This is a genomic window from Agrobacterium sp. 10MFCol1.1 (assembly GCF_000381165.1).
Taxonomy (GTDB): Bacteria; Pseudomonadota; Alphaproteobacteria; order Rhizobiales; family Rhizobiaceae; genus Agrobacterium; species Agrobacterium tumefaciens.
Window position 1 is genome coordinate 669,615 of record NZ_KB906073.1, and the last position, 26,212, is coordinate 695,826.

The 26,212-nt window shown below is 58.9% G+C and carries 22 protein-coding genes and 1 tRNA gene; 6 read left to right on the forward strand and 17 right to left on the reverse strand.

The window, feature by feature from the left end; translation table 11 throughout:
* Window position 1: 1 nt before the first annotated feature.
* From F617_RS0107845 to F617_RS0107895, 10 genes are all read right to left on the reverse strand, one after another.
* On the reverse strand, window positions 2–688 hold the full coding sequence (locus F617_RS0107845) for a GXGXG domain-containing protein (RefSeq protein WP_003511508.1): 687 nt from the start codon (window positions 686–688) through the stop codon (window positions 2–4).
* 35 nt (window positions 689–723) lie between these two features.
* Window positions 724–1,629, reverse strand: coding sequence for a glutamine amidotransferase family protein (locus tag F617_RS0107850; RefSeq protein WP_019564960.1), 906 nt, complete (start codon window positions 1,627–1,629; stop codon window positions 724–726).
* A 96-nt stretch (window positions 1,630–1,725) separates the two neighbouring features.
* Complete coding sequence (locus F617_RS0107855) at window positions 1,726–2,403, reverse strand: helix-turn-helix domain-containing protein (RefSeq protein ID WP_019564961.1); 678 nt, start codon at window positions 2,401–2,403, stop codon at window positions 1,726–1,728.
* Between the two features lie 295 nt (window positions 2,404–2,698).
* Window positions 2,699–3,061 (reverse strand): hypothetical protein, encoded by a 363-nt coding sequence (locus F617_RS0107860; RefSeq protein WP_003511512.1) that lies wholly within the window; start codon window positions 3,059–3,061, stop codon window positions 2,699–2,701.
* A gap of 318 nt (window positions 3,062–3,379) precedes the next feature.
* Window positions 3,380–3,469, reverse strand: a tRNA-Ser gene (locus F617_RS0107870).
* Between the two features lie 197 nt (window positions 3,470–3,666).
* Entirely contained in the window at window positions 3,667–4,548 is an 882-nt protein-coding gene (locus tag F617_RS0107875; RefSeq protein WP_019564962.1) for a dihydrodipicolinate synthase family protein, read from the reverse strand.
* A complete protein-coding gene (locus F617_RS0107880) occupies window positions 4,545–6,185 on the reverse strand; it encodes an ABC transporter ATP-binding protein (protein ID WP_013761903.1) in 1,641 nt (546 codons plus the stop codon). The genes F617_RS0107875 and F617_RS0107880 overlap by 4 nt, the downstream gene beginning before the upstream one ends.
* Window positions 6,178–7,101 (reverse strand): ABC transporter permease, encoded by a 924-nt coding sequence (locus F617_RS0107885; protein WP_013761904.1) that lies wholly within the window; start codon window positions 7,099–7,101, stop codon window positions 6,178–6,180. Before F617_RS0107885 ends, F617_RS0107880 begins: the two co-directional genes overlap by 8 nt.
* A gap of 14 nt (window positions 7,102–7,115) precedes the next feature.
* Window positions 7,116–8,030, reverse strand: coding sequence for an ABC transporter permease (locus tag F617_RS0107890; RefSeq protein ID WP_013761905.1), 915 nt, complete (start codon window positions 8,028–8,030; stop codon window positions 7,116–7,118).
* Window positions 8,031–8,103: 73 nt separating this feature from the next.
* On the reverse strand, window positions 8,104–9,612 hold the full coding sequence (locus tag F617_RS0107895; RefSeq protein WP_026330723.1) for an ABC transporter substrate-binding protein: 1,509 nt from the start codon (window positions 9,610–9,612) through the stop codon (window positions 8,104–8,106).
* Between the two features lie 320 nt (window positions 9,613–9,932).
* Here F617_RS0107895 and F617_RS0107905 point away from each other — a divergent pair, with 320 nt between their 5' ends.
* Genes F617_RS0107905 through F617_RS0107915 form a run of 3 tightly spaced genes read left to right on the forward strand, consistent with a single transcriptional unit; the run spans window position 9,933 to window position 13,206 of the window.
* Window positions 9,933–11,129: an exo-alpha-sialidase gene (locus tag F617_RS0107905; protein ID WP_019564964.1), complete on the forward strand. Its 1,197-nt coding sequence runs from the start codon at window positions 9,933–9,935 to the stop codon at window positions 11,127–11,129.
* Window positions 11,126–12,082, forward strand: a complete 957-nt coding sequence (gene pdxA / locus F617_RS0107910; protein WP_019564965.1) for a 4-hydroxythreonine-4-phosphate dehydrogenase PdxA — start codon at window positions 11,126–11,128, stop codon at window positions 12,080–12,082. The genes F617_RS0107905 and pdxA overlap by 4 nt, the downstream gene beginning before the upstream one ends.
* Window positions 12,079–13,206 carry an iron-containing alcohol dehydrogenase gene (locus F617_RS0107915; RefSeq protein WP_019564966.1) on the forward strand — a complete coding sequence of 376 codons (1,128 nt, stop codon included), beginning with the start codon at window positions 12,079–12,081 and terminating at the stop codon, window positions 13,204–13,206. Before pdxA ends, F617_RS0107915 begins: the two co-directional genes overlap by 4 nt.
* A 48-nt stretch (window positions 13,207–13,254) precedes the next feature.
* On the opposite strand, the gene F617_RS0107920 is transcribed toward F617_RS0107915, so the two are convergent.
* The 5 genes from F617_RS0107920 to F617_RS0107940 all read right to left on the reverse strand — a co-directional run bounded on the left by F617_RS0107920 (window position 13,255) and on the right by F617_RS0107940 (window position 17,965).
* Window positions 13,255–13,962 carry a FadR/GntR family transcriptional regulator gene (locus F617_RS0107920; RefSeq protein WP_003511522.1) on the reverse strand — a complete coding sequence of 236 codons (708 nt, stop codon included), beginning with the start codon at window positions 13,960–13,962 and terminating at the stop codon, window positions 13,255–13,257.
* 4 nt (window positions 13,963–13,966) lie between these two features.
* Entirely contained in the window at window positions 13,967–15,007 is a 1,041-nt protein-coding gene (locus tag F617_RS0107925) for a four-carbon acid sugar kinase family protein (protein ID WP_019564968.1), read from the reverse strand.
* Window positions 15,008–15,167: 160 nt separating this feature from the next.
* A complete protein-coding gene (locus F617_RS28820) occupies window positions 15,168–16,217 on the reverse strand; it encodes a polysaccharide deacetylase family protein (protein WP_019564969.1) in 1,050 nt (349 codons plus the stop codon).
* A 6-nt stretch (window positions 16,218–16,223) separates the two neighbouring features.
* Complete coding sequence (locus F617_RS28825) at window positions 16,224–17,411, reverse strand: ATP-grasp domain-containing protein (protein WP_019564970.1); 1,188 nt, start codon at window positions 17,409–17,411, stop codon at window positions 16,224–16,226.
* A 164-nt stretch (window positions 17,412–17,575) separates the two neighbouring features.
* Entirely contained in the window at window positions 17,576–17,965 is a 390-nt protein-coding gene (locus F617_RS0107940; RefSeq protein WP_019564971.1) for an acyl-CoA thioesterase, read from the reverse strand.
* Between the two features lie 172 nt (window positions 17,966–18,137).
* Here F617_RS0107940 and F617_RS0107945 point away from each other — a divergent pair, with 172 nt between their 5' ends.
* Window positions 18,138–18,332: a hypothetical protein gene (locus tag F617_RS0107945; RefSeq protein ID WP_013761913.1), complete on the forward strand. Its 195-nt coding sequence runs from the start codon at window positions 18,138–18,140 to the stop codon at window positions 18,330–18,332.
* 38 nt (window positions 18,333–18,370) lie between these two features.
* On the opposite strand, the gene F617_RS0107950 is transcribed toward F617_RS0107945, so the two are convergent.
* A complete protein-coding gene (locus F617_RS0107950) occupies window positions 18,371–20,179 on the reverse strand; it encodes an ABC transporter ATP-binding protein/permease (protein ID WP_019564972.1) in 1,809 nt (602 codons plus the stop codon).
* Complete coding sequence (locus F617_RS28315; protein WP_003511532.1) at window positions 20,164–20,400, reverse strand: hypothetical protein; 237 nt, start codon at window positions 20,398–20,400, stop codon at window positions 20,164–20,166. The genes F617_RS0107950 and F617_RS28315 overlap by 16 nt, the downstream gene beginning before the upstream one ends.
* Before the next feature lie 71 nt (window positions 20,401–20,471).
* On the opposite strand from F617_RS28315, the gene F617_RS0107960 reads away from it, so the two are divergent.
* Both F617_RS0107960 and F617_RS0107965 read left to right on the forward strand, forming a co-directional pair.
* Entirely contained in the window at window positions 20,472–23,801 is a 3,330-nt protein-coding gene (locus F617_RS0107960) for a DUF2126 domain-containing protein (RefSeq protein WP_003511533.1), read from the forward strand.
* 1 nt (window position 23,802) lies between these two features.
* Window positions 23,803–26,208 carry a circularly permuted type 2 ATP-grasp protein gene (locus tag F617_RS0107965; RefSeq protein WP_019564974.1) on the forward strand — a complete coding sequence of 802 codons (2,406 nt, stop codon included), beginning with the start codon at window positions 23,803–23,805 and terminating at the stop codon, window positions 26,206–26,208.
* Window positions 26,209–26,212 lie beyond the last annotated feature (4 nt).

Consider the following 26,212-nt stretch of genomic DNA (forward strand, 5'->3'; position numbering starts at 1 on the left):
CTCAATACGCGTCGGCGTTGTCGATGTTGAAATTGTAGAGCGTGCGGGCCGAACCGTAGCGTTTGAACTCGCTTGGGCTGACATCGGAGACGCCGGCTTTTTCAAGAAGTTCGGCAAGCTTTTCCAGATGTTCGGGCCGCATTTCTTTCTCGATGCAGTCGGCACCCAGGCTCTTGACCGAGCCGCGCACGAAAAGCTTCGCTTCATAAAGGGAGTCACCCAGCGCATCGCCCGCATCGCCGCAGACAACGAGGTGGCCGGACTGACCCATGAAAGCAGACATGTGGCCGATATTGCCCTTCACGACGATATCGATGCCCTTCATGGAAATGCCGCAGCGGGAAGCGGCATTGCCCTTGATGACCAGCAGCCCGCCGCGACCGGTGGCACCTGCGTATTGCGAAGCGTCGCCCTCGATGACGACGGTGCCCGACATCATGTTTTCGGCAACGCCCGGCCCGGCCGAGCCGTAAACGGTGACGGTGCCGCCATCATTCATGCCGGCGCAATAATAACCGACCGAGCCGCGAACATCGACGATGACGGGGCTGTCTATGCCAACAGCGACGGCATGGTGGCCGCGCGGATTGACAACTTCGAATTCGGTGTCGTTTGCGCCCGAGGAAAGCCCATGGAGCGCGCTGTTGAGTTCACGCAAAGGCGTGTGGGAGAGATCGAAAACTGGCATGGATATGACTTTCGCAATATGCGCCGACGACGGTTTCACGCGGCCTTTTCATGGTCCCAGAAATAGACGGTCGCCGGCTCCGGCTCCCAGACGCGGGCATTTTCGATGCCGGGCAGATTGACCAGCGCGCGGTATTCAGAGCCGAAAGCGACATATTGATCGGTCTCGGCCATCACCGCCGGCTTGCAGGCGATGGGATCGCGCACCACGCCGAAACCGGATTTGGTGCCGACGACGAAGGTAAAGAACCCATCGAGATCATCGAGCGCGCCGGTCAGCGCTTCTCCCAGATCCTTGCCCTTGGCCATTTCAGCCGTGAGATAGGCGGCGGCCACTTCCGAGTCGTTCTGGGTTTCGAAGGTCATGCCCTCGCGTACCAGTTCCCGACGCAGATTATTGTGGTTGGAGAGCGAACCGTTATGCACCAGGCACTGGTCGGCACCGGTGGAGAAGGGGTGTGCGCCAAGCGTCGTCACAGCCGATTCCGTTGCCATGCGGGTGTGGCCGATGCCATGGCTGCCCGCCATGGAGCGCACGCCAAAACGGGCGACGACATCTTTCGGCAGGCCGGTTTCCTTGTAGATTTCCACGCTGTCGCCGGAGCCCATCACCCGCACATTCGGGCGGATGGCAGCCAGGACCGAGCGAATTTCCGTGAGCTTCGCCGATGGAATATCCAGGACCGCGTGGGTGCTTTTCACCGCAACCGAAGCTTCAACGCCATTTTCCTTCAGCGCTTCGGCAAGGCCCGAAAAATCGGCGACGGGATCGGCTGACTGGATGGTCACTTTTGCCCTGCCATCGGCAGCGCTTCCATAGATCGCGATGCCGGCGGAATCCGGTCCACGATCCGTCATGGTCACGAGCATGTCCGAAAGCAGCTCACCCAGCTGCGGTTCAAGACTTTTGTCTTTCAGGAATAGTCCAACAATGCCGCACATCGACAGGCACCTCCATTCGTTTCTGAATGAAGAGCTAGCATATGGAATTCCATCTCGTCAACTATCAGGAATATTTTTTTCTTCTAAGGCAAATTTTCAATCATTTGTCAGCCGCCTTTGCGGATAGGAAATGATCGACAGATAGCGAGCGGGAAGCTTCACCAGCTCCTCCGGGCCGTGCGGCGCATCAGCATCAAAAAACAGGCTGTCACCCGCCTGCATGGTGAAAAGCTGCTCGCCGTGGCGATAAACCACCTCTCCCTCCAGCATGTAGAGGAACTCCATGCCCTCATGCTGGAAGGTAGGAAATACATCCGAGTCCGTCGTTAGCGTGATGAGATAGGGCTCGACGGTGACGCCGCTGGTATTGTTGTCGATATGGCCAAGCAGGCTGTACTGATGGCCGGCGCGGGTGCCTCTACGCTCGATGTTCACCCCTTGGCCCGCCTTGACGAAGGTGGCGCTGCGCGGCTCCTCGAAGCCACGGAAGAACGCCGTGATCGGCACGCCGAGCGCCTTTGAAAGCGTCTGCAGCGTGGTGAGGGACGGCGAAATATTACCGTTTTCGATCTTTGAGAGCATTCCCACCGATACACCGGTGGCCGATGCGAGATCGGTGACCGTGATGCCCAGCTTCTTGCGATAGGCACGCACCTCATGGCCGATCGCCATTTCGAGATTATTGACCCTCGGCTCGCGAACCGCATGCGGGTCCTGCGACAAAAGCGCAGGCTCGGTCTTTGTGCTGTCCTTTGCCATGTGATCCTCCGGCATAACGTGTTTTCCTTCTTTAAAGGAAAACTATTTTAATTCGGAGGAAATTTTTACATCGCAGCAGCGGTAAAGCCTGCGGAAGGTCAGTACGTCACCCTGCCATCGGAGAGGTCAAAGACGGCACCAGTATAGAGGCATTTCAGTGGACTACGGACACGCGCTGTCCATCGTAGTCTTACGCAGATATTGAAGCTCACCTCTAACACGCCGCCAAGCGGTGCTAAGAATTACCCGGCACCGCTGGATTTCGAAAGGCCCTTCGACCAGTCAATGGCAAGAACCGTTCCTGCGGAGTTCAGGCTTCGACCAGCTCGCGAACATCATCAACGAGAAAATGCACGATCACATAGCGCGTCGTGTATTTCTGACCGCTATCGGACACGCTCTCGACGCTGCCGCCGTCGGAGGGATGCCATTTCTGATAGTGAGGATTGTTGGCGATCAGCGTAATCGCCTTGCCCGAAAACCTGCCGGTCAGCCGATAGCGAGCCTCTGCAAGATGCCAAATCTTTTCAAAATCCTGCTGGCTGATGCGGGCTTTCAAAGCCTTCTTGGATATCGTTTCTTCGGGCGAACTGTCGTCGTGTGCCCCCGATGGAATATGCAGGTCAACCTCTTCCGCGCCGTCCAGCAGAAAGGCAAATTCGTCTGGCCACATCCGTCTCACGTATCGCTCCTCCCAAAGCTTATCGTCCTACAACACAATTATGATAGCGCCTCTGCCGTAAGAGGCAATGGCGGATATGAGCGAGCACTTGCCGGCACTCCAATTTTTCGGGATCGTCACCATGTGGGCTTCCAACAGGTGCTGAAGATCGCGGGTGGGACGCAACGAAATGGAAGCCAACGGCTATCTCAACCAGTCTGCCTCCGCTGGCGCAAAGCGGCACCGGCTTCGCTAGCGGACTGCAGCATCAAAGCGACCAACGAATGAATCAGGCTATCTCGGAAAAATCTTACGGCTCAGCGTAAATTATGGCGGAGAGGGTGGGATTCGAACCCACGATACCCTTGCAGGTATGCCGCATTTCGAGTGCGGTGCATTCGACCACTCTGCCACCTCTCCGCATGCGCGAACGCTTGCGTTGCGCGCTCCTCATAAACATCAATGGCGGGACTGACAAGGGAAATTTCGTGTTTGTGTCACAAATTATTCGTCACGGACAAGGCTGTATAAATGCTTCGGCTTCTGGCCGTTTTGTGGATATTTTTCACGTGGCGCCATACCGCGTCACTCCTGCACGTCACATTCGGGCGGTGGCGTTACAGCTGTTGATAACGACGTAATATTTCCACGATCCGATCGTCCTGTTCCTGATCCGGCAGAAGGGCGGGTTGCCGGCTGGCGCCGACGGATGGGTCCTGAAGGTAAAGCGAGCGCTTGACCATGGCGGGCGCAAAACCGAGCGCATAGAGATCGGTGCGAAAATCCGTATAGATCGCCTGCTGGCGTTCGGCCTCGGCGATATCGCTGGCGTTGAAAGCATTGAGAATGCCGGCAAGTACATGCGGGAGCGCGTTGCCGAGGCCGGAGATGCAGCCGGCGGCACCGTTCTGCAACGACCAGAGAACGAGATGATCCGGGCCGGAATAGACTTCGAAACCGGGCATCTCCTTTGCTACCTGTAGATAGGCTTCCAGCGTCTGCTGCGCACCGCCCGAATCCTTGATGCCGGCAATGTTGCCATGGGCGGCAAGTTTGCGGGCGGTTTCCGGCTCTATGTGGTTCTGGGTTCGGGCGGGAATATCGTAAAGATAGACCGGTGTTTCGACGGCGTCGGCCACAGTCGAGAAATGGCGGATCAGCCCATCCTGGGTGCAGGCGATGAAGAAGGGTGTGATGACGGCAATACCGTCTACGCCGATGCGGTCGAAGGCTTTGGCGAGTTGCAGCGTTTCGAAAGTGGCGGGCATGCCGGCGTTGACGATGACCTTCGCACGGCCCGCAACTTCGTCCACCACCTCTTCCGTCAGCCGGATTTTTTCTTCATGCGTCAGTGCGGTGAAATCGCCGTTCGTTCCGGCGCACATGATGTTGTTGCCGGCCGCCACCTGACGGCGCACCTGCGCACGGGTCGCTTCGTAATTGATGGTTTCGTCCTGGTTGAAACAGGTCACGAGCGCGACGAAGGCTTGTTTGGTCATGAAAGAACTCCGCTTGGATTTCCAATAGTGTGATCGGCATCGATCGGACGCACAGACTGCATATCGGGGTCGGGATCGAGGCTGGCGGAAAGAAGTGCGCGCGTATAGGCCTCGCGCGGCGCTTCGAAAACCTGCCGGACAGTCCCGAATTCCACAACCTCTCCCCGCTGCATGACCATGACGTGATCGGCAAAATCGCGGACCACCGGCAGGTCATGCGCGATGAAGATGAAGGAGAGGCCCATTTCACGGCGCAGCTTGTCAAGAAGTGCAACAACCTGCGCCTGGACAGACACGTCGAGCGCCGAGACCGCTTCATCGCAGATGATGAGCTTCGGCTCCAGCGCCAGCGCGCGGGCAATCGCGATCCTCTGCCGCTGCCCACCGGAAAACTGATGCGGATAACGGCGCATATGTTCCGGCGAGAGGCCGACCTGATGCAGCAATTCCGCGACCCGTTCGCGCCATTTCGCTTTGGGTAGTATGTCCGGATGGATCACCCAGGCTTCGGAAACCAGCTGGAACACAGTCATGCGGGGGTTCAGCGACTGGGTTGGATCCTGAAACACCATCTGTAAATCACGCCTGAGGGCAAAGAGTTCGGCAGGCGAAAGCTTGAAGAGATCACGCCCCTTCCACTCGGCGCTGCCGGCATCCGGCTCGTCGAGCCGGAGCAGAATGCGCGCGAGTGTCGATTTGCCGGAACCGCTTTCGCCAACGACAGCTATGGTTTCCCCCGCCATAAGGTCGAAGGAAACGCCCTTCAGTGCCTCGAAAGCCCCATAACGTTTGCGCACATCGCGCACACGGAGCAGCGGTTCGCCGGTCGCATTCGGCTCGTGCATTTCGCCCCTGCCGGGGGCGGCGCTGATGAGCTTGCGGGTATAGGGATGCTTTGGGTTGCGATAGACCTCGCGAACCGTGCCTGCCTCCACCAGCACGCCCTTTTCCATCACGACCACGCGGTCGGCGATTTCGGCAACGACGCCAAGATCATGGGTGATGATGAGAACGGCCATACCGGTTTCCCGCTGCAATTCCTTGAGCAGGGCAAGAACTTCAGCCTGAACCGTCACATCGAGTGCCGTGGTCGGCTCGTCGGCGATCAGGAGATCGGGCCGGAGCGCAAGCGCCATGGCGATCATCACACGCTGGCGCTGGCCGCCAGAAAATTCATGCGGATATTTCTTCAAGGCTCCGTCCGGATCAGGAATTCCAACGCGCGCGACAAGCCGCCTCGCCTCCGCTTCGGCTTTCACCCTGTCCATTCCATGGGTGGTCATCGCCTCGCGGATCTGCCAGCCGACGGTATAGACCGGATTGAGATGGCTGAGCGGGTCCTGAAAGATCATGGCGATGCGCCGGCCATTGATCTCGCGGCGGGCCTCAGCCGGCATTGTCAGAAGGTCTTTGCCATCAAGAAATATCTGGCCGCCGCTGATACGTCCGGGCGGCATGTCGATGAGGTTCATGATGGCCGAGGACGATACCGATTTGCCCGAGCCGCTTTCACCCAGGATCGCAAGCGTTTCACCACGGTCGATATGATAGGAAACATCCTTCACCGCATGCACGACACCGCCTGCGGTGTGAAACTCCACGGAAAGGTTGCGCACATCGAGAAGATGGTCAGCCATGTTTGCGGCCTTTCATTTCCAGCCGCCAGCGCTGCACAGGGTCGAGCGCAATGCGCAGCCAGTTGGACAGCAGGTTGAGCGACAGGGTGGTGAGTATGATGGCAAGGCCCGGCCAGAAGGACAGCCACCAGGCGTTGGTGAGGTACTGCCGCCCCTGCGAGATCATCAGGCCCCAGGTGATTTCCGGCGGCTGAATGCCGATACCAAGGAAAGACAGCGCGCTTTCCGCCAGCATCACATAGGCGAAATCGAGCGTCGCAAGCGTTGTCAGCGTCGGCAGGACGACGGGTAGAATATGGCGGAACAGGATACGTTTGCCCGAAGCGCCCATCACGCGCGCCGCCTGTACGAACATGCGTTCACGCACCTCCAGCACTTCGGCCCTTGTGGTGCGGATGTAAACGGGGATGCGGGTTATCGCCAGAACCAGCATCAGGTTGAGGATGGAGGAGCCGAGCAGATAAAGCACGATGACCGCGATCAACAGTGACGGAAACGACATGATCACGTCCGCGAGCCTCATGATGATCTGGCCAACACGGTTGGAGGAAAAACCGGCGATCAGGCCAAGCACGGTGCCGGTGACGGCGGAAAGGAAAACGGCACCGGCGGCGATCATCAGCGTATTTTGCGTGGCGGCAACGATGCGCGCCAGCAGCGGGCGACCGAGCGCATCCGCCCCCAGCCAGAAATACCATTCGCGTTGCCATTCGAACGGGGCAAGGTTGCGTCCACGCAGGTTCTGCTTCGTCGCCAGCTCGCCAAGCCACGCCGGGCCGACAAAGGCGAGAATGATGACGACGACGAGGAAGATCGCGGCGCAGAGGGCGAATTTATCCGCCCACAACATGCGCAGCATGCGCATTGCAAAGGATGGCTCATCAATGATTTCTGTATCGGCGTTCGAAAGGCTCATGGCTGAACGTCTCCTCAGTGCCGGATACGTGGATCGAGCAACGCATAGGCGATATCGATCAGAAGATTCATCAGGAATATCGCAAGCGCGGTCACGAGAATTGCTGCCAGCACGACGTTGAAATCGCGCTGAAGAATGGAATCGATCATCAGCTTGCCAACCCCGGGGAAACCAAAGATGGTTTCGACGATGACCGCGCCGTTGAGAAGGCTTGCCGCCTGATCGCCGATGACGGTGATGACCGGGAGCATGGCGTTTCGCAAGGCGTGGATGAAGATGATCGGACCCGATTTCACACCCTTGGCGCGCGCCGTTTTGACATAGGCAGAGGACAACGCACCGATCATCGAGCCGCGCACCACCTGAACGATGATGCCGAAGGGGCGCACGAACAGAACCGAGATCGGCAGTATCCAGTGCAGCACCGAGCCGGTGCCGGAGGTGGGCAGCCAGGCGAGATTGACGGAAAACACCACGATCGCCACGATCGCGAGCCAGAAATCCGGCACGGAAGCGCCGATGAGCGAAATGGTGGAGGCCATGCGATCGAAGAAGCCACCGGAGCGGAAAGCGGCAAGCGAACCGACGACGATTGCTGCTGTGGTGACGAGCGACATGGTGATGACCGCAAGCCACAGCGTCCAGATGAAAGCCTCCAGCACCACATCCAGCGCAGGGCGGGCTTTCCTGAGCGATTCACCCAGATCCCCCGTCATCACGTCGCCCGCGTAGCGCAGGAACTGCACCATCAACGGATCGTTCAGCCCATGCAGCGCACGAAACTGCTGCTTCAATTCCTCCGAAGCCTCCACCGGCAAAAACAGTGCGGCCGGGTCGCCCGTCAGGCGGGAGAGGAAGAAAACCATTACGATGAGGCCGATCAGGGAGATCAGGCTCGCAACGGAACGTTTTCGGATGAAGCTCAGCATGGTTACCTCCGGTGTTCAGCACGACGGCGAAGCTAAAGCTCCGCCGCCGCTCTTTGGCAGATGAAATACCGGCTTACTTGATGCCGATTTCCGAAAGCTGCAGCATCGAATTGGTGGCGATGGTGGGCTTGAAGTCCAGCCGTTCGGAGACGCGTGAGAAGCCAACCATGTGGAACAGCAGCACATCCGCCACGACATCGTCATGCAGGTAGGCGATGAGCTCGGACCAGAGCTTGGCGCGTTCATCGCCGACGGCTGCAGATGCTCGTTCGATCAAGTCATCCACCTTGGGGTCCGAGAAGCCGGATTGCGTGCCCTTGGTGGCATATTTGAAGAACATGGTGAAGGACGGATCACCCTTGGAATTGTCGTGCATGGCAGCGACGATCTGCGGTCCCCGGCCTTCCTTGAAGGGCTTGGAATAATAGCTTTCGTGCTCGGCCACTTCCACGAATTTGAGGTCGATCTTGAAGCCGACTTCCTGCAATTGCTGCTGGATCGCCTCCATGATCTCGGTGACATTAGGGAAGTTCGCGGTGCGCGCGATGATGGTGATCGGCGTATCCACCTTCACACCAGCAGCTTTTGCCTCCTCCAGCAACTTCTTCGCGCCATCAGGGTCGTAGGGGAAAACCTTGACATCAGGGTTCCAGCCGAGGGTGGTCGGCGGAACGAGTGCGGTGGCCAGCACTGCACCTTCGGGAACCAGCGTGCCGAGGAAAGCCTGCCGGTCGATGGCGAGGTTGAGTGCACGGCGCACCCGCACGTCATTCAGCGGCGCGATGTTGTGGTCGAGGCGCATGTAGACCGTCTCGCTGTCGAGATAGGAAAAGTCGGTCTTCGGGTTTGTCGCGTCGAGCTGCGAAATGGAGGGTGAAAGATCGGCTTCGCCGGTCTGCACCATGGCGGCGCGAACCGAGGGATCAGCGCGGAAAAGATAGGTCGCCTCCGTCACCTGCGGCTTGGCGCCCCAATAGTCGTCACGTGCAGTCAAAACAATCTGCTGGCCCGGTGTCCAGTTGGTCAGCTTGTAAGGTCCGGTGCCAACAGGCTCGCGGATAAATTCCATCTTGGTTTCTTCGGGCACGATGGTGACGAGCGACATCAGGAGCGGCAGAATGGGCTGGGCTGGCTCTGTCTTGAAGTCGATCGTATGGTCATCGACAATCGTGGGGGTGACGGTCATGCCGCCGAAGTAACGACGGGATTCGCAGGCATTCTTGTCGCTCATGATGCGCTCGAAGCTATGCTTGACATCCTTGGCATCGAAACCCGTGCCGTCGGAAAACTTCACGCCTTCACGCAGGTGGAAACGCCAGCTGCCATCCGCGTTTTGCTCCCATTTTTCAGCGAGGCGCGGCTGCACGCCGTTCTTGCCGCGCACATCAAGCTCGGTCAGCGTCTCGCTGACATTTTCCATGATGATACGACCAATATTGGAGCGGGTCGCCATGCAAGGCTCCAGCAGGTCAGCCTCTTCCGCCAGTACGATCTTGATCGGCCCCGACGCCGCAAGCGCCGGCGAAACCGCGGCGCTAAGGCAACCCATAACAAGGGCGCCCGCAATCAATGACTTCTTCATTCCGTTCTCCTCCCAGATCAGAAATTCAGCAACATGGCGGCGTGCCGCAAGAGGCATTCAAAAGCCCCGTCTCCTGCATTGAGGAGCATGGCGTGCGGATGATCGTCTCCTCCACCCGTTATCAAAGCATCGACGCTATCACATTTTTTGTCAAATTATTTTTCAGAAGGATTTTTTATTGAGACCTAATACAGAAGTTTTATCGTTATAAAACATATATTTATTTTAAGTCATCAAAAATTTTAGGACCTCATTTTGTCTTAAATAAACTTGACAACTTTTTGAATATGTCATTTTCATCAGACCAAGAGGAGACCACGATGACCCCTGATGACATTGCTCACGCCATGACCGGAGCCATCCATGCCGTTTCGGAAAACCGGCACGAAGCGTTCCTGCCATCGCCGATGATCCAGAACCATGCGAGCTTTCTGCACCTTCTGCAGGACGGCACCCTGCTGTGCGCCTGGTTTGGCGGAACGCTGGAGGGAAAATCGGATATTTCGATCTTCGCGTCCGCGCTCACACCCGGCGCGAGCCGGTGGGGAGCGCCGCAGCGCCTGAGCAACGATCCCGCCCATTCCGAACAGAACCCGGTTATTTTCACCGCACCTGATGGCACTCTCTGGCTGTTTCACACCGCCCAGCCATCCGGCAATCAGGACGAATGCCGCATCCGCATGGCGCGGGTCGTCCACGACCCGGCAACGCCGGAAAAGCTGTCCGCCGAAGATGGCCGTTTTCTCGATCTTCCGAAAGGCTGCTTCATCCGTGCGCCGCTTCGCATCCGCGATGACGGCGCCTGGCTTCTGCCGATCTTCTGCTGCGTCCAACGCCCCGGCCAGAAATGGAACGGCAGCCACGATACCGCAGCACTCGGCATATCGAAAGACAACGGCCTCACATGGCAATTGCAGGAGCTAGCGGGCTCGACCGGCTGCGTTCATATGAGCCCGGTTGGGGGCACGAATGGGCGCTACTCCGCTTTTTTTCGCCGCCGTCAGGCCGATTTCGTTTACCGCACGGAAAGCACAGATGGCGGTCGCTCATGGACAGAACCGCTGCCGACCGACGTACCGAACAATAATTCCTCCATCGCCGCGATCAGGCTCGCAGACGGCAGGCTGGCGATGATCTGCAACCCCGTCAACGCCGCGCAATCCAGCGATCGCCGCGCCTCGCTTTATGACGAACTGGGCGAGGAAGACGACAGACCGGATGCCGATCCGAGCGGTGGATGTGTGCCCATATGGGGCGTGCCACGCGCGCCGGTTTCCATCTGCCTGTCCGATGACGACGGCCGCAGCTTTCCTACCCGGATTTTGATCGAGGACGGGCCGGGCACCTGCCTGTCCAACGATTCGACCAACGGCCGCAATCTGGAAATGTCCTATCCATGGCTTCTGGAGGCAGCGGACGGTACCCTGCACGCAAGCTACACCTATCATCGCCGCGCAATCAAATATGTCCGGCTGGCGCCCGGCTGGGCAGACGCCAAGGACGGGAGAATCGGATGAGCAACATCATTGGTATCACCATGGGTGACCCCTGCGGCGTCGGCCCGGAAATCACCGTCCGCGCGCTTGCGGAAATGTCCGCCCCGCATAGAGAAGCAACGCGGATTTATGGCAACCTTGCCACGCTGAAAGCGGCGCGGGGTGCGCTTGGCATCGACATCGATCTTACTCGGAATGTGGTCGATCTGCCGGTGGAGGGTGCGCCGCTGCCATGGGGCACGCTGTCGCCGGTTGCCGGAGACGCCGCTTTCCGTTTCATTGAAAAAGCGGTGCGGGATGCCGAAGCGGGCGCAATCGGCTGCATCGTCACTGCTCCGATTAACAAGGAGGCCCTCAATCTTGCGGGCCACCATTATGACGGCCACACCGGCATGCTGCGCAGCCTAACCGGTTCTTCAGCCGCCTACATGTTGCTTGCCTCCGAGCGGCTGAAGGTCATTCACGTCTCGACCCACGTGTCCCTGCAGGAAGCCATTCGACGGGCAACGACGGAGCGGGTGCTGGCGACCATCCGCGCTGGCAATGCTCATTTAAAGCGCATCGGTTACGAGCGGCCGCGCATCGCGGTTGCCGGTATCAACCCGCATTGCGGCGAAAACGGTCTGTTCGGCACCGAGGATGATGACCAGATTGCGCCAGCGGTTGCCGCCGCGCGCGCTGAAGGCATCGAGGTACACGGGCCGATCTCCGCCGATACCGTGTTTCACCGCGCCTATTCGGGCACTTTCGATCTGGTTGTCGCGCAATATCACGATCAGGGCCATATCCCGATCAAGCTCGTCGCCTTTGATACCGCCGTCAATGTCTCGGTCGATCTGCCGATTGATCGCACTTCGGTCGATCATGGAACGGCCTTCGACATCGCCGGCAAAGGCATCGCCAATCACGGCAACATGAATGAGGCCATAGCCTATGCGCGCAAGCTCGTGGCGGGCAAGGGCGCAAGAGGATGAACACCATGTCCACAGCCGCCATTCTCATCCATCAGCCGCGCAGGCTTGCCGTTGGCGCCGGCACCATTTCTCAGGTCGGCGCCTGGGCCGTCAAAACCGCTTCGACCCTGGTGATCGCCACGCCGCTGACCGCGAAATTTGCCGACCGGCTGCAATTGCAGGGTCCTTTCACTGTCTTCGACGCCATTCCCGGCGAACCGGACACAGGGACGCTCGATGCAGCACTGGCCGCAGCGCGCGCCGCCAAACCCGATCTCGTCATCGGCCTCGGCGGTGGCTCGGTGATGGATGTGGCGAAGCTCGTCGCCGCACTCTGGAATTCCAGCCAAACGCTTGAGGATGTGGCAGGACCGAACAGGGTCGCAGGGCGCGACACCAGGCTCGTCCAGATCGCCACCACCGCCGGAACCGGCTCGGAAGCCGGGATTCGCTCGCTCATCACCGATCCCGTCAAGGGCAGCAAGGTCGCGGTCGAAAGCCCTCATCTGATTGCCGATTTCGCGGTGCTCGATCCGGAACTCACCTATTCCGTGCCATCAGCCGTGACAGCGGCGACGGGGGTGGATGCCATGGCGCATTGCGTGGAGGCTTTCACCAATCGCAAGGCCCATCCGATGATCGACGGTTTTGCCCGCATGGGCTTTTCGCTGGTGGGCAAATATCTGGCGCGCGCCGTTCGCGACGGCGCTGATACCGAAGCCCGCGAAGGAATGATGCTCGCCTCCTACTATGGCGGCATCTGCCTTGGCCCGGTCAATACGGCGGCGGGTCACGCCATCGCCTATCCGCTCGGCACGCTTCTCAACCTGCCGCACGGGTTGGCAAACGCTATCGTCTTCCCGCATGTTCTGGCTTTCAACCAGCACGCGGTTTCGGCAAAGACGGCGGAGGTGGCCGGAGCGCTTGGGCTTCGCGAGCATCTTTCATCCGATGATCTTCGCAAGGCAGCGACAGATTTCTGCGCCGGCCTCGGCATTGAAATGTCCCTTGCGCGGCACGGGGCAAGCGAAACCGACCTTCCCCGTTATGCGCAAGACGCTCACGCAATCCGCCGGCTGATGGACAACAATCCCGTCGATATGAGCCTTGATGACGTGCTCGGCATTTACCGCCGCGCTTTCTAATCGAAAGTCCGGTGCGCTATCGCGCGCACCGGCTCGCCGTCACTTCCCTCAATCCGTATGCGAAGACTCGAAGAGGCGGTCACGTGATCCCGTCAGATGGTCGTGCATCAGCCGCCGCGCGGCCTCGGCATCTCCTTCGGCAATCGCCACCGCAATCGCCTCGTGCTCGGCAAACACGCGGGTAAGGCCGGATGCCTCACGCTTCACCGACATGCCGTGAAACTTCATTCCCACCGCAATGTGGTCCTTGAGAGCCTCCATCGCAGTCGAGAAATAGCTATTCCGTGCCGCCCGTGCGATGGCAAGGTGGAACTGATAATCGGCATCCTCACGGTGGGACTGGCGATTGGTCGCGTCCCGCATCAGCTCGAGCGCCTTTTTGATTGCGACGAGCCTCTCGCCATCATGCCGCAAGGCCGCCGCCGCAGCAGCTGCCGGCTCCAGAGTCAGCCTGAATTCATAACAGTTCAGCAGGTCAGCGACATTTTCGAGCTGGCCGAAGCCCAGCGGCTCGCGCAGGCCGAATGCCCGCACATAGCTGCCGGAACCCCTTCGCGAATAGATGAACCCCTGTTCGCGCAGCCGCCGAAGCGCCTCGCGGACCACCGGTCGCGACACTTCGAATTCCATGGCGAGTTCATGTTCGGTCGGAAGCCGTTCATCCGGCTTGTAGGCGCCGGATTTGATCGCCCGGTGCATTCTCTCGAAAATAATGTCCGGAAGTGCCTTGCGCGCCGTTTCTTTCATCAGCCCCATCTGGTCAGCTTTCTCCAGCGTCATTTTCGCCAAGCATCATTTTCGCAATCCGTTTCAACGTGTCAGCTTGCCCAAAACCACCTGACTTCGCAATGATACATTGGTCGCCGGACCAGCCGACACCAAGACCGGGCAGGCACTCGCCGGCAAGGCGCAGACGCGATACCCCCATGGCAAGCAGCACCGCTTCGGCCGTGGCGCCGCCGGACAAAAGCAACGTGTCGGTCCCGGTGGTGAAAAGCGGCACGACGCCATACGCCAGCCGGTCTGAAACCTCGAGCGGGGAAAGATCTTCCGCCCCTTGCGTCGCGTAAACAAGCGTCAGCCTGGAACGAGCATGCGCGTGAAACGGCACGACGCCATTGGGTGCATCGGTGACCGATACCAACCCCGTTCCTTTAAGGATTTCAATTTGTTCAACGGTGATCGGGTCGCGCGAACCTATGACGAAAAGCCCCTTACCCGCGGGAATAGATGCCGCTTCGGGCACTGCCTGCGCTGTCATCATTTCGGCCAGCGCCTCGGCCAGCCCTCGCGCGCCCACCAGAAGATCAACCCCGTTTGCGCGCCCGGCAAGCAAAGCCTCCCTGATGTCCGCATGCGATCGGGTGTCTGGGATTGCGCAGCGGCTGGCGTGACCGCCCAGTCTTTCATGAACCGAAATCGTGCCGTCAACGCCAAAGCCGGACACGGAACCGTCTACGACGATGCGTCCAAAATCCGGAATGGCTGGCGCTACAAGCGCATGCCGATAGGAAACAGCATCCATTTCCGCGGCGATATGTCCTTTCAGGCGGGAATCGATCTTCTTGAACAGAATTGTATCGGCCGGAACCAGTGCCATCAGTTCCTGCGTGCGGCGGCGGGCTTCATCCGCCTTGCCATCCCGACACCCCAGATTGACGCTGAGGACGGCCGGCGCATCGGCCACCGCTGCAGGGACGCCCTCAAGACCGATCGCAACTTCAGTCGAAAGCCCACGCCCGGCGAAGGGGGCGGCCGCATCAAGCGCACCGGTCAGGTCATCGGAAAATATCAACAGCACGGGCGAAACCTTAAGAAAAGTTGTAATGTTTTCCTTCGATAAATTTATTTATAATCAATAGATAAATGGATGTGAATAACAAAAACAACACGACAGATCGATTAGCCGCACCGACACACGTCGTCGTCATCGGCGAAAGATGGCATGGAGAGGTTGATCCCTAAACGAACCGGAAAGGCAGGCCTGAGATGAGCGCTTTGACAAAGCGCTTTTTCTGAAAGCGACCGTTCAGCGAAACGCGCGGCAACAGCATCGGCTTTTCAAGGCTATGGGCCCCAAGAACACCGGCCTGCGTGGTAACCGCTACGGGAAATCCCGCATCAAACACCGCTTTCGCCTCGCGTTCTCCCACGGCCTTTATCCAGCCATAGGGATAGGAAAAGGACCTCGGCCGATGGCCGACATAGGTCTCCACCCGCCTTGTCGATTCCTCGATTTCGTAGGCCAGACGCGCCGCATCGATCTTGCGCATGTTCACATGCATCATGGTATGCGCGCCGAGATGGACCAGGGGATCGCTTGACAGCGCCTTGAGTTCGGCCGCATCCATGACGAGTTTTTCCACGATCGCGATCGGATCGATACCATGTTGCCCCGCGACACGGTCAATCCTCTCCACCGCCTCGTCCTCCGCGAATATCTGGACGAAGTTTTCCAGACGCGCAAAGGCTTCCGCTTTTTGTGGAAGGCTGCCGGATTTAATCTCCTCCGGCCCTGACCCGAAATCGAATTCAAAGGACGTGGCTTTCTGCGTCAGCGCGGCAGTGGTTTCCCACCACACGCTACGCGTCCGCTCCACAAAACCCGGCGTGATGAAAATCGTATAAGGAACGGCATATTTTCGGAAAATCGGTGCAGCATATTCGGCATTGTTGCGATAGCCGTCATCAAGCGTGAAAGCACAGAACGACCGTTTCTCGGAATTATCGGCGAGCAGGCCCGGCAGATCGTGTAGATGAACGGGAACGAGACCACATTCGAGCGCCGCCTCTATCGCCTCTTCCAGAAATTGTGGCGTGATCGACAAGTGTGCATTCGGCGCAAAAGCTGACGCTTCCTCGTCCGGACGAACATGGTGCAGCGTGAAGATCACGCCACGCCCGGCGAGAGCCGGAAAAGCCGCACGAACTGCCGGCAGGGAAGCTATCTCCAGCCCCGCCCTTATGACCCCATATTTCAGAGAGCGTTTTACCGACCGCAAAAACACCATTACCGATTACCGCAACTTCAAACCGGGCAGAACCCGTTTTTTGATGACTCTCCAGACCGTGAGCGGCAGGTCGATAAGGCCCGGCAAAGGATCGTTCGCCGCAAAAGCCGCCCAGCTGCGGATTGTGCGCAGAGAGGCGACATAGTCCCCAATTCCCGCCTGTCCCCGTCGATTCAACGTCAATGCGGCAATGGCATCACGGACAAGATAGGACCATGACACACCTTGCCGCGCATCTAGCATCTGGCCGCGCGGCATGTCGTTGGCAACCTGCCACAGCAGCGCGCCGAGATCGATGCCGGCCGCTGAACACAGGCCAAACCACGACCATGGGCGCGGATTGACATCGAGAAGTTTCAGCGATCCATCCCTGCCATCCCGCTTGAACTCCACCTCGACCAACCCGCTGTGACCGGCCGATTTCAATATTTTCCGTGCCGCATCGATCGCTTGAGGGTTGTCGACAACCTCGACATAGGTGCTGGTGTAACCAAAATCGACGGGATACTGACGCAGGCGTCGGGCGGTGAATTCTGCAACAGGCTCGCCATCGCGCCAGAGCGCCGCATAGGAAAACTGGCTTTCTCCCCCGCCGGGAATGAGCTCCTGCACGACGACATTGCCCGCGCCGATCTCGCCGCTCGCAGCGGCAAAAGCGGCTTTCAGGGCCTGCCTGTCATCGGCGCGGATAACCTTCGCCCGGGAAATCGCGGTATCGCCGCCGCCCATATTCGGCTTCAGGATAACGGGAAACGTCACGTCCAGCGCATCGGCGTCATCGGACGAGGTCATGGCATAGGTCCGGGGGAAGCTGACACCGAGTTCCGCCGCGCGTTTGTAGAGCAGCGGTTTCTCGCACAACCATTGAAGGGAGGACCAATCAGGCAGGACGATTTTGTAAAGGGCGGAAAGCTCGTCGCGATGTTGTGAAACGAGCTGAACCTCGCCATCCCCTGATGGCACCAGAAGACAACCTTTCAGATGATGCTTCTCTGCCATATCGCGTAAAAACGCCATCGCCCCTGCATCAAGAGGACCGGACCAGCGGATCGTGTTCTTCACGAAACGCGACCAGCCCGGCAGCGGTGAATCATGGGTGATATAGTGCACAGGCACATCAAGGGCGCCAAGGCTGCGGGCAAGGGCAAGCGTGCCGTGAGCGCCACCAACAATAACAACACCTGGAATGGTCACAGCCTGATCCCCGCCTATTCCATACCTTGATCGCAAAAATTGATAAATAAATTGGATATTTCTAAAGTATTGCGCGTTCGGAGATCGAATTGGCGGAGCCGAAGAGCCTCATGCTCTTTCGGCTGCCTGCGAACGGTCGGAAGTTTCCTTCGAAGGAAAGCGCCTTACACCTCTTTACGCACAGGGCGCGGCTCGCCTTTGTCATCCACCGCTACCATGATGAAGACGGCCTCCGTAACCTTTTCCCGGGAATCCTGATAGTGCCTGCGGGTCCAGGCCTCGATCTTGAGCGTGACGGAGGTGCGCCCAACCTTTTCGATCCTGGTATAGACACACAATGTATCGCCGATCTTGACCGGTTTCTTGAAGACGATTTCATGAACCGCCACTGTGACGGTACGCCCGCCTGCCACATCATTGGCGCGGACGAAGGCGGCAAGGTCCATCTGCGACATCACCCAACCGCCGAAAATGTCGCCGGCCGGATTGGCGTCAGCCGGCATGGCAAGCGTTCTGAGCGTGAGTTCCATATCGGCGGGCGGTTGCTGTTCCATATCAAATTCCTTTCAAGAACCTCCCGCCGCCGGATTTAAACAACCGCGCCCGCTCAGCCAATAGCCGATTTTTCGCGGCAGCCCTTCCAAAACAGCAAGGAATCACGAAGCCATCGTAAGCTTCGGTTAACCATGATGCGGCACGATTCCAAAAAACCGCGAGGGCGTGCGAATGGCCTATGACTGGAGTGGAAACAATAAGATACAGCAGCGCTACGACCGTATCATTCTCGCGGTTGCCAGCGTCATTGCCATCAGCCTGGCGACCGGCACCTTTGTTCTGCGCTCGCAGATGGAGCCGGACGGCACAATAAGCCTTGCCAAACAGCAACGGCTGGACCTCGAAAAATGGCATTTGCGGCTTTGATCCGCACGATAATGTCAACAGCAGCATAACCCGGCGGCTTATTTTGGAGCGATATCCGGCTTTACGATATTTTCCTTCATGGAGGCATGGTCCAGATGGGCCAAAGCCGGGGTAAGAACCGACAGAAATGTCTCTGATCTGCCGATATAGATAATCGCTACGCCGTCGATCCCATTCAGAACCTCCGCCAGCGTATCCTGTGTCTGTTTTTCCAGCCCTTCCAGCAAATCGTCGATGACGATGAATTTCGGCTTCAACAACAGGGCATTGGCGATCCTGATGCTGGCCTGTTCATCCGAATCCAGCTTCTTGTCCCAGCGAATGTGTTCATCAAGCCGTGGCGCCATTTCACCGAGACCGCACGCGGTCAGCGCCGCGACATAGTCTGCCTCCGCAAACCGCTGGGGCGCGCGTGGATAGGCCAGAATTTCGCGCAGCGTACCTGTTGGCAAATAGCCGTGCTGGGCAATGAAAAGCGTGTCGGACTGTTCGGGCATTTCGATCCTGCCCTGCCCCCATGGCCACAGGCCGGCCATGGCGGCAAACAGCAGCCGCCGGTTCACGCCCTGTTCGCCATTGATCATCAGACGATCACCCCGCCCGATTTCAACCTCGGCCTCACGCAGCCGGAAACCCCGCTCCAGATCCTGCCCGCCCGCATCACGGCAGATAGTCACCGACCGAAGGCGGATTTTTTCGTTGTCGGCACTCCGTTGAAGATCGATTGCGAGGCCGTGCTGTTCAACGCTATCCATCTGGATCAGAGCGTTGCGGAACACCGAAACACGCTGCAACGTCGCCTTCCAGCTGGCAATCGGCCCGAAATTGTCGATATACCAGCGAAGTGCGGTATTGACCTGGTTGAAGGCGCCGACGGCCATCATCAGCCCGCCGAAGGTGAGGTTGCCGGAAAAATAGACCGGCGCTGCGATAAGAATGGGCGCCACAACCGCCAACCAGCCGTAGCCCGACGACACCCAGGTCAGATGCGTCATTGCTAAAGCGAGCCCGCGGATTACGCCGAGCACGGCATCGATATCGACGCCGATCCGCCGCCGCTCGTTTTTTTCACCACGCGCAAGCGCAATCGCCGCCAGATTTTCGCTGGCCCGCATCAGGGAAAAGCGTAGTTCGGCCTCTTTTGAATAACGTTCAGCATTCAGGCCGACCAGACGATAGCCGACAAGGTTGCTGAGCAGGGACGCCGAGCCCGCATAAAGGATCGCCGCCCAGACCATGTATCCGGGAATCGCGACCGGATCGCCGTTGATCGTGATGGAAAAGCCTGCCGACAATGTCCACAGAACGCCGATGAAGCTGATGAGCAGGATCGTCGCATTCACAAGGCCGATGGAAAGCGCCGTGCTGCTTTCCGCAAGGTTGCGGACATCGTCGTGCAAACGCTGGTCCGGATTGATCGCAATCGTGCCGAAACCGGCAAGGCGGGCGGCGCGCCCCGGTTTCAGCCACTGGTCCACCATATCCTTGGCAAGACCCTCGCGCATGTTCAGCGCCGTCATCTGGTTAAGCCAGGTCTGAATGACATTGAGAAGCAACAACAGCCCGGCAATGATCGCGAAGACTTCGAGCTGGTGGAGGAAGGCGTCAAGATCGCGCCGCTCCAGCGCATTGTAAAAAGGCGCGTTCCACTCATTGAGCCTGATCTGCCCGTAAGCGGTGAGCAATATCACCGTGAGCAGGGCAATCGACAGCAATATCAGCCGGTTGCGAACCGGCGACGTCCAGAAGGCATTGCCCATCATGCGCAGTTGCGAACGAAAATCGAGATCGAAGCCCGATAGGTTCGCCGCACTCTTGCGCTGATCGTCGGTCACCGTTGTTGCCATTCATTCCATTCCGAAACGTCAGTCGGCAAGGAAAGCGGTTTGCGATCCTGCACCTTGCGATGCCCAGCAATAACACGCCGTTCAACCTTGTCCACAACCGCGGAGAAATCCCCAGGGAGACAATTAAAAAGCCGCGGCAATTCTTCGCGCCGGCAAACATCGGCGCCTCGGCCAACAATGCGGTTGCCTCCGGAAATGATCCTTGCTTTCTTTTCCTGCATTGCACAAAATCCAAATAATTTCAGAGGGGCGGACAAACCGCATAAACCGGAAAACCGGGCAAGGCAGATTAATGGCGATCAAAGCGAGCATCTATCATCTGACGCATTATAAATACGACAATCCGGTTCGCCTTGGACCGCAAATCATAAGATTGAAGCCCGCCTCGCACTCCAGAACCCATGTTATCAGCCATTCTCTCAAGGTTTCACCGTCCAATCATTTCGTGAACCTTCAACAGGACCCATACGGCAATTATCTCGCCCGTTTCGTTTTTCCCGAGCCGGCGACGGAATTTAAGATCGAGGTCGATCTTGTCGCCGATATGACGGTTTACAATCCGTTCGATTTCTTCGTTGAGGAAGAGGCGACCAAGTGGCCGTTCGATTATCCGCAGGAGCTGCGGGAAGATCTGTCCATCTACATGAAACCGGAACCGACCGGCCCCCTGCTTTCCGCCTTCATGGCCACCGTGGACCACACACCCGGGCAGCCGACGGTGGATATGGTCGTTGGCCTCAATGCCCGTCTGCAGCAGGAAATCGGTTACGTCATCCGCATGGAACCGGGTGTTCAGACGCCGGAAGAAACGCTGGCTTCCGGCAAGGGTTCATGCCGCGACACCAGCTGGCTGTTCGTCCAGATCTTGAGACATCTCGGCCTTGCCGCACGTTTCGTGTCGGGATACCTCATCCAGCTGACACCGGATCTCAAGGCATTGGATGGCCCGTCAGGGACAGAGGTCGATTTCACCGATCTGCATGCCTGGGCCGAGGTCTATATGCCGGGCGCCGGCTGGGTCGGTCTCGACCCCACTTCGGGGCTTTTGACCGGCGAGAGCCATATTCCGCTGGCGGCAACGCCGCATTTCCGCAATGCCGCACCGATTTCCGGCGGTTATTTCGGCGAGGCCAATACGGAATTCGCTTTCGACATGCAGGTTCGGCGCGTTGCCGAGACCCCGCGCATCACCAAACCCTTCTCCGATGAGAGCTGGGAGAGCCTCAATGCACTCGGCGAAAAGGTCGATCAGGTTCTGAACGCCCATGACGTCAGGCTGACCATGGGCGGCGAGCCGACCTTCGTTTCCATCGACGATTTCGAATCCGAGGAATGGAACACCGGCGCGGTTGGACCGACGAAACGCGAAAAAGCGGACGTGTTGATCCGCCGCCTGCGCGAACGTTTCGCGCCCGGCGGCTTCCTGCACTACGGGCAGGGAAAATGGTATCCGGGCGAAAGCCTACCGCGCTGGACATTTTCGCTCTACTGGCGAAAGGACGGTCTGCCGATCTGGCAGAACCCTGCGCTGATTGCCGAAGAAGGCGCAAATACCGGTGTTGCGGCCGACGACGCGCAAAAGCTACTGAGCGGTATCGCCACTCATCTCGGTGTGGAGCCGGATCTGGTGCTTCCGGCCTATGAGGATCCGGCCGAATGGATCATCAAGGAAGGTAGTCTTCCCGAAAATGTCGATCCGTCCAACTCGAAACTGAAAGACCCGGAAGAACGCAATCGCCTTGCCCGCGTGTTCGAACGCGGGCTGACGACACCGACGGGTTATATTCTTCCGGTGCAGGCGTGGAACGCTAAGCCCACCACAGACAAACGCTGGGTCAGCGAGAAATGGAAAACACGGCGCGGCAAGATTTTCCTCGTTCCGGGTGATAGCCCGGTAGGCTACCGCCTGCCGCTTGGCACCCTGCCCCATGTGCCGCCATCCGCTTATCCTTATATCCATGAAGCTGACCCTTCGATCCCGCGAGGGCCGCTTCCCGAGAAATTCCAGCCCTCCGGACGCACCATGCCGGAAGCGTCTTTCCATGCGGATGAGGCATCCGGCCAGGAACGCATCGAGCAGACGCTTGGTGAAATCGGCGGCGCGGTGCGCACAGCCATGTCGGTGGAACCGCGCGATGGACGGCTCTGCGTCTTCATGCCGCCTGTCGAACGCATCGAGGATTATCTGGAACTGGTCGCAGCGGCAGAAGCGGCAGCGGCCGAGCTCGGGCTGCCCGTCCATATCGAAGGTTATGCTCCACCGCATGACGAGCGTATCAATGTCATCCGTGTCGCGCCCGATCCCGGCGTCATCGAGGTCAACATCCACCCGGCCGCAAGCTGGAAGGATTGTGTCGACATCACCACGGCGGTCTATGAAGAGGCGCGACAGACGCGTCTGGGCGCTGACAAATTCATGATCGATGGCCGTCACACCGGCACCGGTGGTGGCAACCATGTGGTCGTGGGCGGGGCCAACCCGAATGACAGCCCTTTCCTGCGCCGTCCCGACCTTCTGAAAAGCCTTGTCTTGCACTGGCAGCGGCACCCGTCGCTTTCCTACCTGTTCTCCGGCCTGTTCATCGGACCGACGAGTCAGGCGCCCCGCATCGACGAAGCCCGCCACGACAGTCTTTACGAACTGGAGATCGCGCTGGCGCAGGTGCCTGCCCCTGGCCAGGGTGCGCCGCCGCTGCCATGGCTGGTCGACCGCCTGTTCCGCAACCTCCTGACGGATGTGACGGGCAACACCCACCGCGCCGAAATCTGCATCGACAAGCTGTTTTCTCCGGATGGGCCGACCGGCCGCCTTGGCCTTGTGGAGTTCCGCGGCTTCGAAATGCCGCCGAATGCCCGCATGTCGCTCGCCCAGCAATTGCTGGTGCGCGCCCTCATCGCCCGTTTCTGGAAAAACCCCGCCGCCGGCAAATTCGTGCGCTGGGGCACGGCACTTGCAGACCGATTCATGCTGCCGCACTACATCTGGGCGGACTTTATGGACGTGCTCGGAGACCTGAGGGAAAATGGCTTCGACCTGAAGCCGGAATGGTTCACAGCCCAGCAGGAGTTCCGTTTCCCCTTCTTCGGTGAGGTGGAATACGAAGGCGCGAAGCTGGAATTGCGCCAGGCTCTGGAGCCCTGGCATGTTATGGGCGAACAGGGTGCCATCGGGGGAACCGTGCGTTTTGTCGACAGCTCCGTCGAGCGTATGCAGGTCCGCCTCGAAACCTCCAACCCTGCGCGCTATACCGTGGCGTGCAACGGTCGCGCCGTTCCGCTAACTCCGACGGAAAACCGAAGCGTTGCGGTCGCCGGTGTTCGTTTCAAGGCGTGGCAGCCCTCTTCCGGCCTGCATCCCGTTCTGCCGGTCAATTCGCCCTTGACCTTTGACATTTATGATACATGGTCGGGACGATCGATCGGCGGATGCATCTACCATGTTGCTCATCCGGGTGGTCGCAATTACGAGACCTTTCCCGTCAACGGCAACGAGGCCGAGGCACGCCGCCTTGCCCGTTTCGAACCATGGGGACATACGGCCGGGCAATATCCGTTGATGGCGGAAACCGTGTCGCCAGAATTTCCGCTGACGCTCGATCTGCGCCGGCCATACGGAGTGTAAATTGTCCAAAGCCCCGGCCACGGAACGCAAGACGGAAACGAGCGCGCAATCGCGCGGGCTTGACTACTCCACCTTGCCCGGCGTGGCCGATGAGATGCTCGATACCAACGGCAAGGTCAGACCGGTCTGGAAAACCCTGCTCGGTGCCCTGTCGCGCATGTCGGAACGCGAACTGCATGAGCGCTTTGCCCGCACCGACCGCTATCTGCGCGATGCGGGCGTGTTTTACCGCGATTACAGCAAGGGCAGCAGCGAAAGAAACTGGCCGATCTCCCATATTCCGGTGCTGATCGACGACAAGGAATGGACGGTTCTTTCCGAAGGGCTTAAACAGCGCGCCAATCTTCTGGAAGCCATGGTCGCCGATTTTTACGGCGAAAACCGGCTGGTGAAGGAAGGTTACGTACCGCCGGCACTGATCGCCTCCAATCCGGAATATCTGCGGCCGATGGTCGGCGTAAAACCGGCAAGCGGCCATTATCTGCATTTCTGCTCGTTCGAGATTGGACGCGGACCTGATGGCAACTGGTGGGTACTGGCCGACAGGACACAGGCGCCTTCCGGCGCAGGCTTTGCGCTGGAAAACCGGGTGGCGACCACGCGCGCGCTTTCCGACATCTATGCCGAAACCCATGTTCACCGTCTCGCTTCATTCTTCGGCGCTTTCCGCGACACTTTGCAGTCGCACAGAAAACATCCGGATGACCGCATCGCCGTGCTGACGCCCGGCCCCGCCAACGAAACCTATTTCGAACACGCCTATATCGCCCGCTATCTCGGCTTCATGCTGCTAGAGGGTGAGGATCTGACCGTGGTCAACGGCCGCGTGATGGTAAGGACCGTGGCCGGACTGAAACCGATCGGCGTGCTTTGGCGGCGCCTCGATGCCTCCTATTCCGATCCGCTGGAACTGAACCAGCAATCCCACATCGGTACGCCCGGCATGGTGCAGGCGCTGCGCAATGAAGCACTGACAATCGTCAACGCGCTCGGCACCGGCATTCTCGAAACACGGGCCCTGCTGTCTTTCATGCCGCGCGTCTGTCGCCACCTGCTTGGCGAAGACCTGAAACTGCCGTCCATCGCGACCTGGTGGTGCGGACAGGAATCCGAGCGCCGCCACGTTGCCGGCAATATCGAGGGCATGGTCATCGGCCCGGCCTATTCCCGGCTGCCCTTCTTCGAAGACAACGGTCAGTCCGTGCTCGGCTCGTCCTTGCGTGAAACGGCGAAGGAATCGATCAGCGACTGGCTCGCTTCCGATGGCCACAGGCTTGTCGGCCAAGAGGTGGTGACGCTTTCCACCACGCCGGCCTATATCGACAACAAGCTCGTGCCGCGCCCGATGAGCCTTCGCGTTTTTGCCGCCCGCACCCAGGATGGCTGGCAGATCATGCCGGGCGGCTTTGCGCGGATCGGCAGCGGCAACGATGTATCGGCCATCGCCATGCAATCAGGCGGCAGTGCCGCGGATGTCTGGATCGTCAGCGACAAGCCGGTGGAACGCACCACGCTTTTACCGGCGGAAGAAAGCTTCACCCGCAATATGCCGGGCAGCCTGCCAAGCCGTGCGGCGGACAATCTCTTCTGGCTCGGCCGCTATATCGAACGTTCGGAAGGCGCATTGCGCATCTTGCGCGCCTGGCACGGACGTTATGCCGAATCCGCCGACCCACGTCAGCCCTTGCTTGCGCATGTGACGCGTTATCTCGAAGCGCTGGATGTGGAAATGAACGATGCCGTGCCGGAAAGCCTGCTGAACAACATCAACAGCGCGCTCTATTCCGCCAGCAACATCCGAGACCGTTTTTCGCCGGACGGATGGCTTGCTCTAAATGACCTTGCCAAGACTGCCCGTCGGTTCCACGCAAAGGTTTCGCCGGGGGACGACGCGACCCATGCCATGACGATCCTCCTTCGCAAGCTTGCAGGCTTCGCCGGTCTCGTGCACGAAAACATGTATCGTTTCACCGGCTGGCGTTTCCTGTCGATCGGCCGCTATCTCGAGCGTGGCCTGCATATGACAAGGCTTCTCGGCCATATGACCGGACCGGATGCGCCAGATGGATCCTATGACATGCTGCTCGAAATCGGTGATAGCGTCATGACCCATCGCCGCCGCTACAATGTCAGCACGGCGGGTCTGACCGTCACCGATCTTCTGGCGCTCGATCCGCTCAACCCACGGTCCATCCTGTTTCAGCTGAACGAGATTCGTACTGAGGTGGAGCAGCTGCCGAACGCCTTTACGAACGGCCAGATGTCGCCCTTTTACCGCGAGGCGATGCGGCTGCATTCCGGCCTTGCCGTCATGACGCCGGAAAACATGAACGGCGCGATCTACCGACAGCTCGAAACGGACATGGAACATCTCTCCGATGTTCTGGCCCAGACATATCTCGGATAACCCG

Coding starts and splice junctions, on each gene's coding strand:
- F617_RS0107855 (WP_019564961.1), bottom strand. CDS start 2,403: ATGCCGGAGGATCACATGGCAAAGGACAGCACAAAGACCGAGCCTGCG.
- F617_RS0107875 (WP_019564962.1), bottom strand. CDS start 4,548: ATGACCAAACAAGCCTTCGTCGCGCTCGTGACCTGTTTCAACCAGGAC.
- F617_RS0107850 (WP_019564960.1), bottom strand. CDS start 1,629: ATGTGCGGCATTGTTGGACTATTCCTGAAAGACAAAAGTCTTGAACCG.
- pdxA (WP_019564965.1), top strand. CDS start 11,126: ATGAGCAACATCATTGGTATCACCATGGGTGACCCCTGCGGCGTCGGC.
- F617_RS0107950 (WP_019564972.1), bottom strand. CDS start 20,179: ATGGCAACAACGGTGACCGACGATCAGCGCAAGAGTGCGGCGAACCTA.
- F617_RS0107885 (WP_013761904.1), bottom strand. CDS start 7,101: ATGAGCCTTTCGAACGCCGATACAGAAATCATTGATGAGCCATCCTTT.
- F617_RS0107860 (WP_003511512.1), bottom strand. CDS start 3,061: ATGTGGCCAGACGAATTTGCCTTTCTGCTGGACGGCGCGGAAGAGGTT.
- F617_RS0107945 (WP_013761913.1), top strand. CDS start 18,138: ATGGCCTATGACTGGAGTGGAAACAATAAGATACAGCAGCGCTACGAC.
- F617_RS28315 (WP_003511532.1), bottom strand. CDS start 20,400: ATGCAGGAAAAGAAAGCAAGGATCATTTCCGGAGGCAACCGCATTGTT.
- F617_RS28820 (WP_019564969.1), bottom strand. CDS start 16,217: ATGGTGTTTTTGCGGTCGGTAAAACGCTCTCTGAAATATGGGGTCATA.
- F617_RS0107880 (WP_013761903.1), bottom strand. CDS start 6,185: ATGGCTGACCATCTTCTCGATGTGCGCAACCTTTCCGTGGAGTTTCAC.
- F617_RS0107895 (WP_026330723.1), bottom strand. CDS start 9,612: ATGAAGAAGTCATTGATTGCGGGCGCCCTTGTTATGGGTTGCCTTAGC.
- F617_RS0107890 (WP_013761905.1), bottom strand. CDS start 8,030: ATGCTGAGCTTCATCCGAAAACGTTCCGTTGCGAGCCTGATCTCCCTG.
- F617_RS0107845 (WP_003511508.1), bottom strand. CDS start 688: ATGCCAGTTTTCGATCTCTCCCACACGCCTTTGCGTGAACTCAACAGC.
- F617_RS0107960 (WP_003511533.1), top strand. CDS start 20,472: ATGGCGATCAAAGCGAGCATCTATCATCTGACGCATTATAAATACGAC.
- F617_RS0107920 (WP_003511522.1), bottom strand. CDS start 13,962: ATGGGGCTGATGAAAGAAACGGCGCGCAAGGCACTTCCGGACATTATT.
- F617_RS0107940 (WP_019564971.1), bottom strand. CDS start 17,965: ATGGAACAGCAACCGCCCGCCGATATGGAACTCACGCTCAGAACGCTT.
- F617_RS0107915 (WP_019564966.1), top strand. CDS start 12,079: ATGAACACCATGTCCACAGCCGCCATTCTCATCCATCAGCCGCGCAGG.
- F617_RS0107905 (WP_019564964.1), top strand. CDS start 9,933: ATGACCCCTGATGACATTGCTCACGCCATGACCGGAGCCATCCATGCC.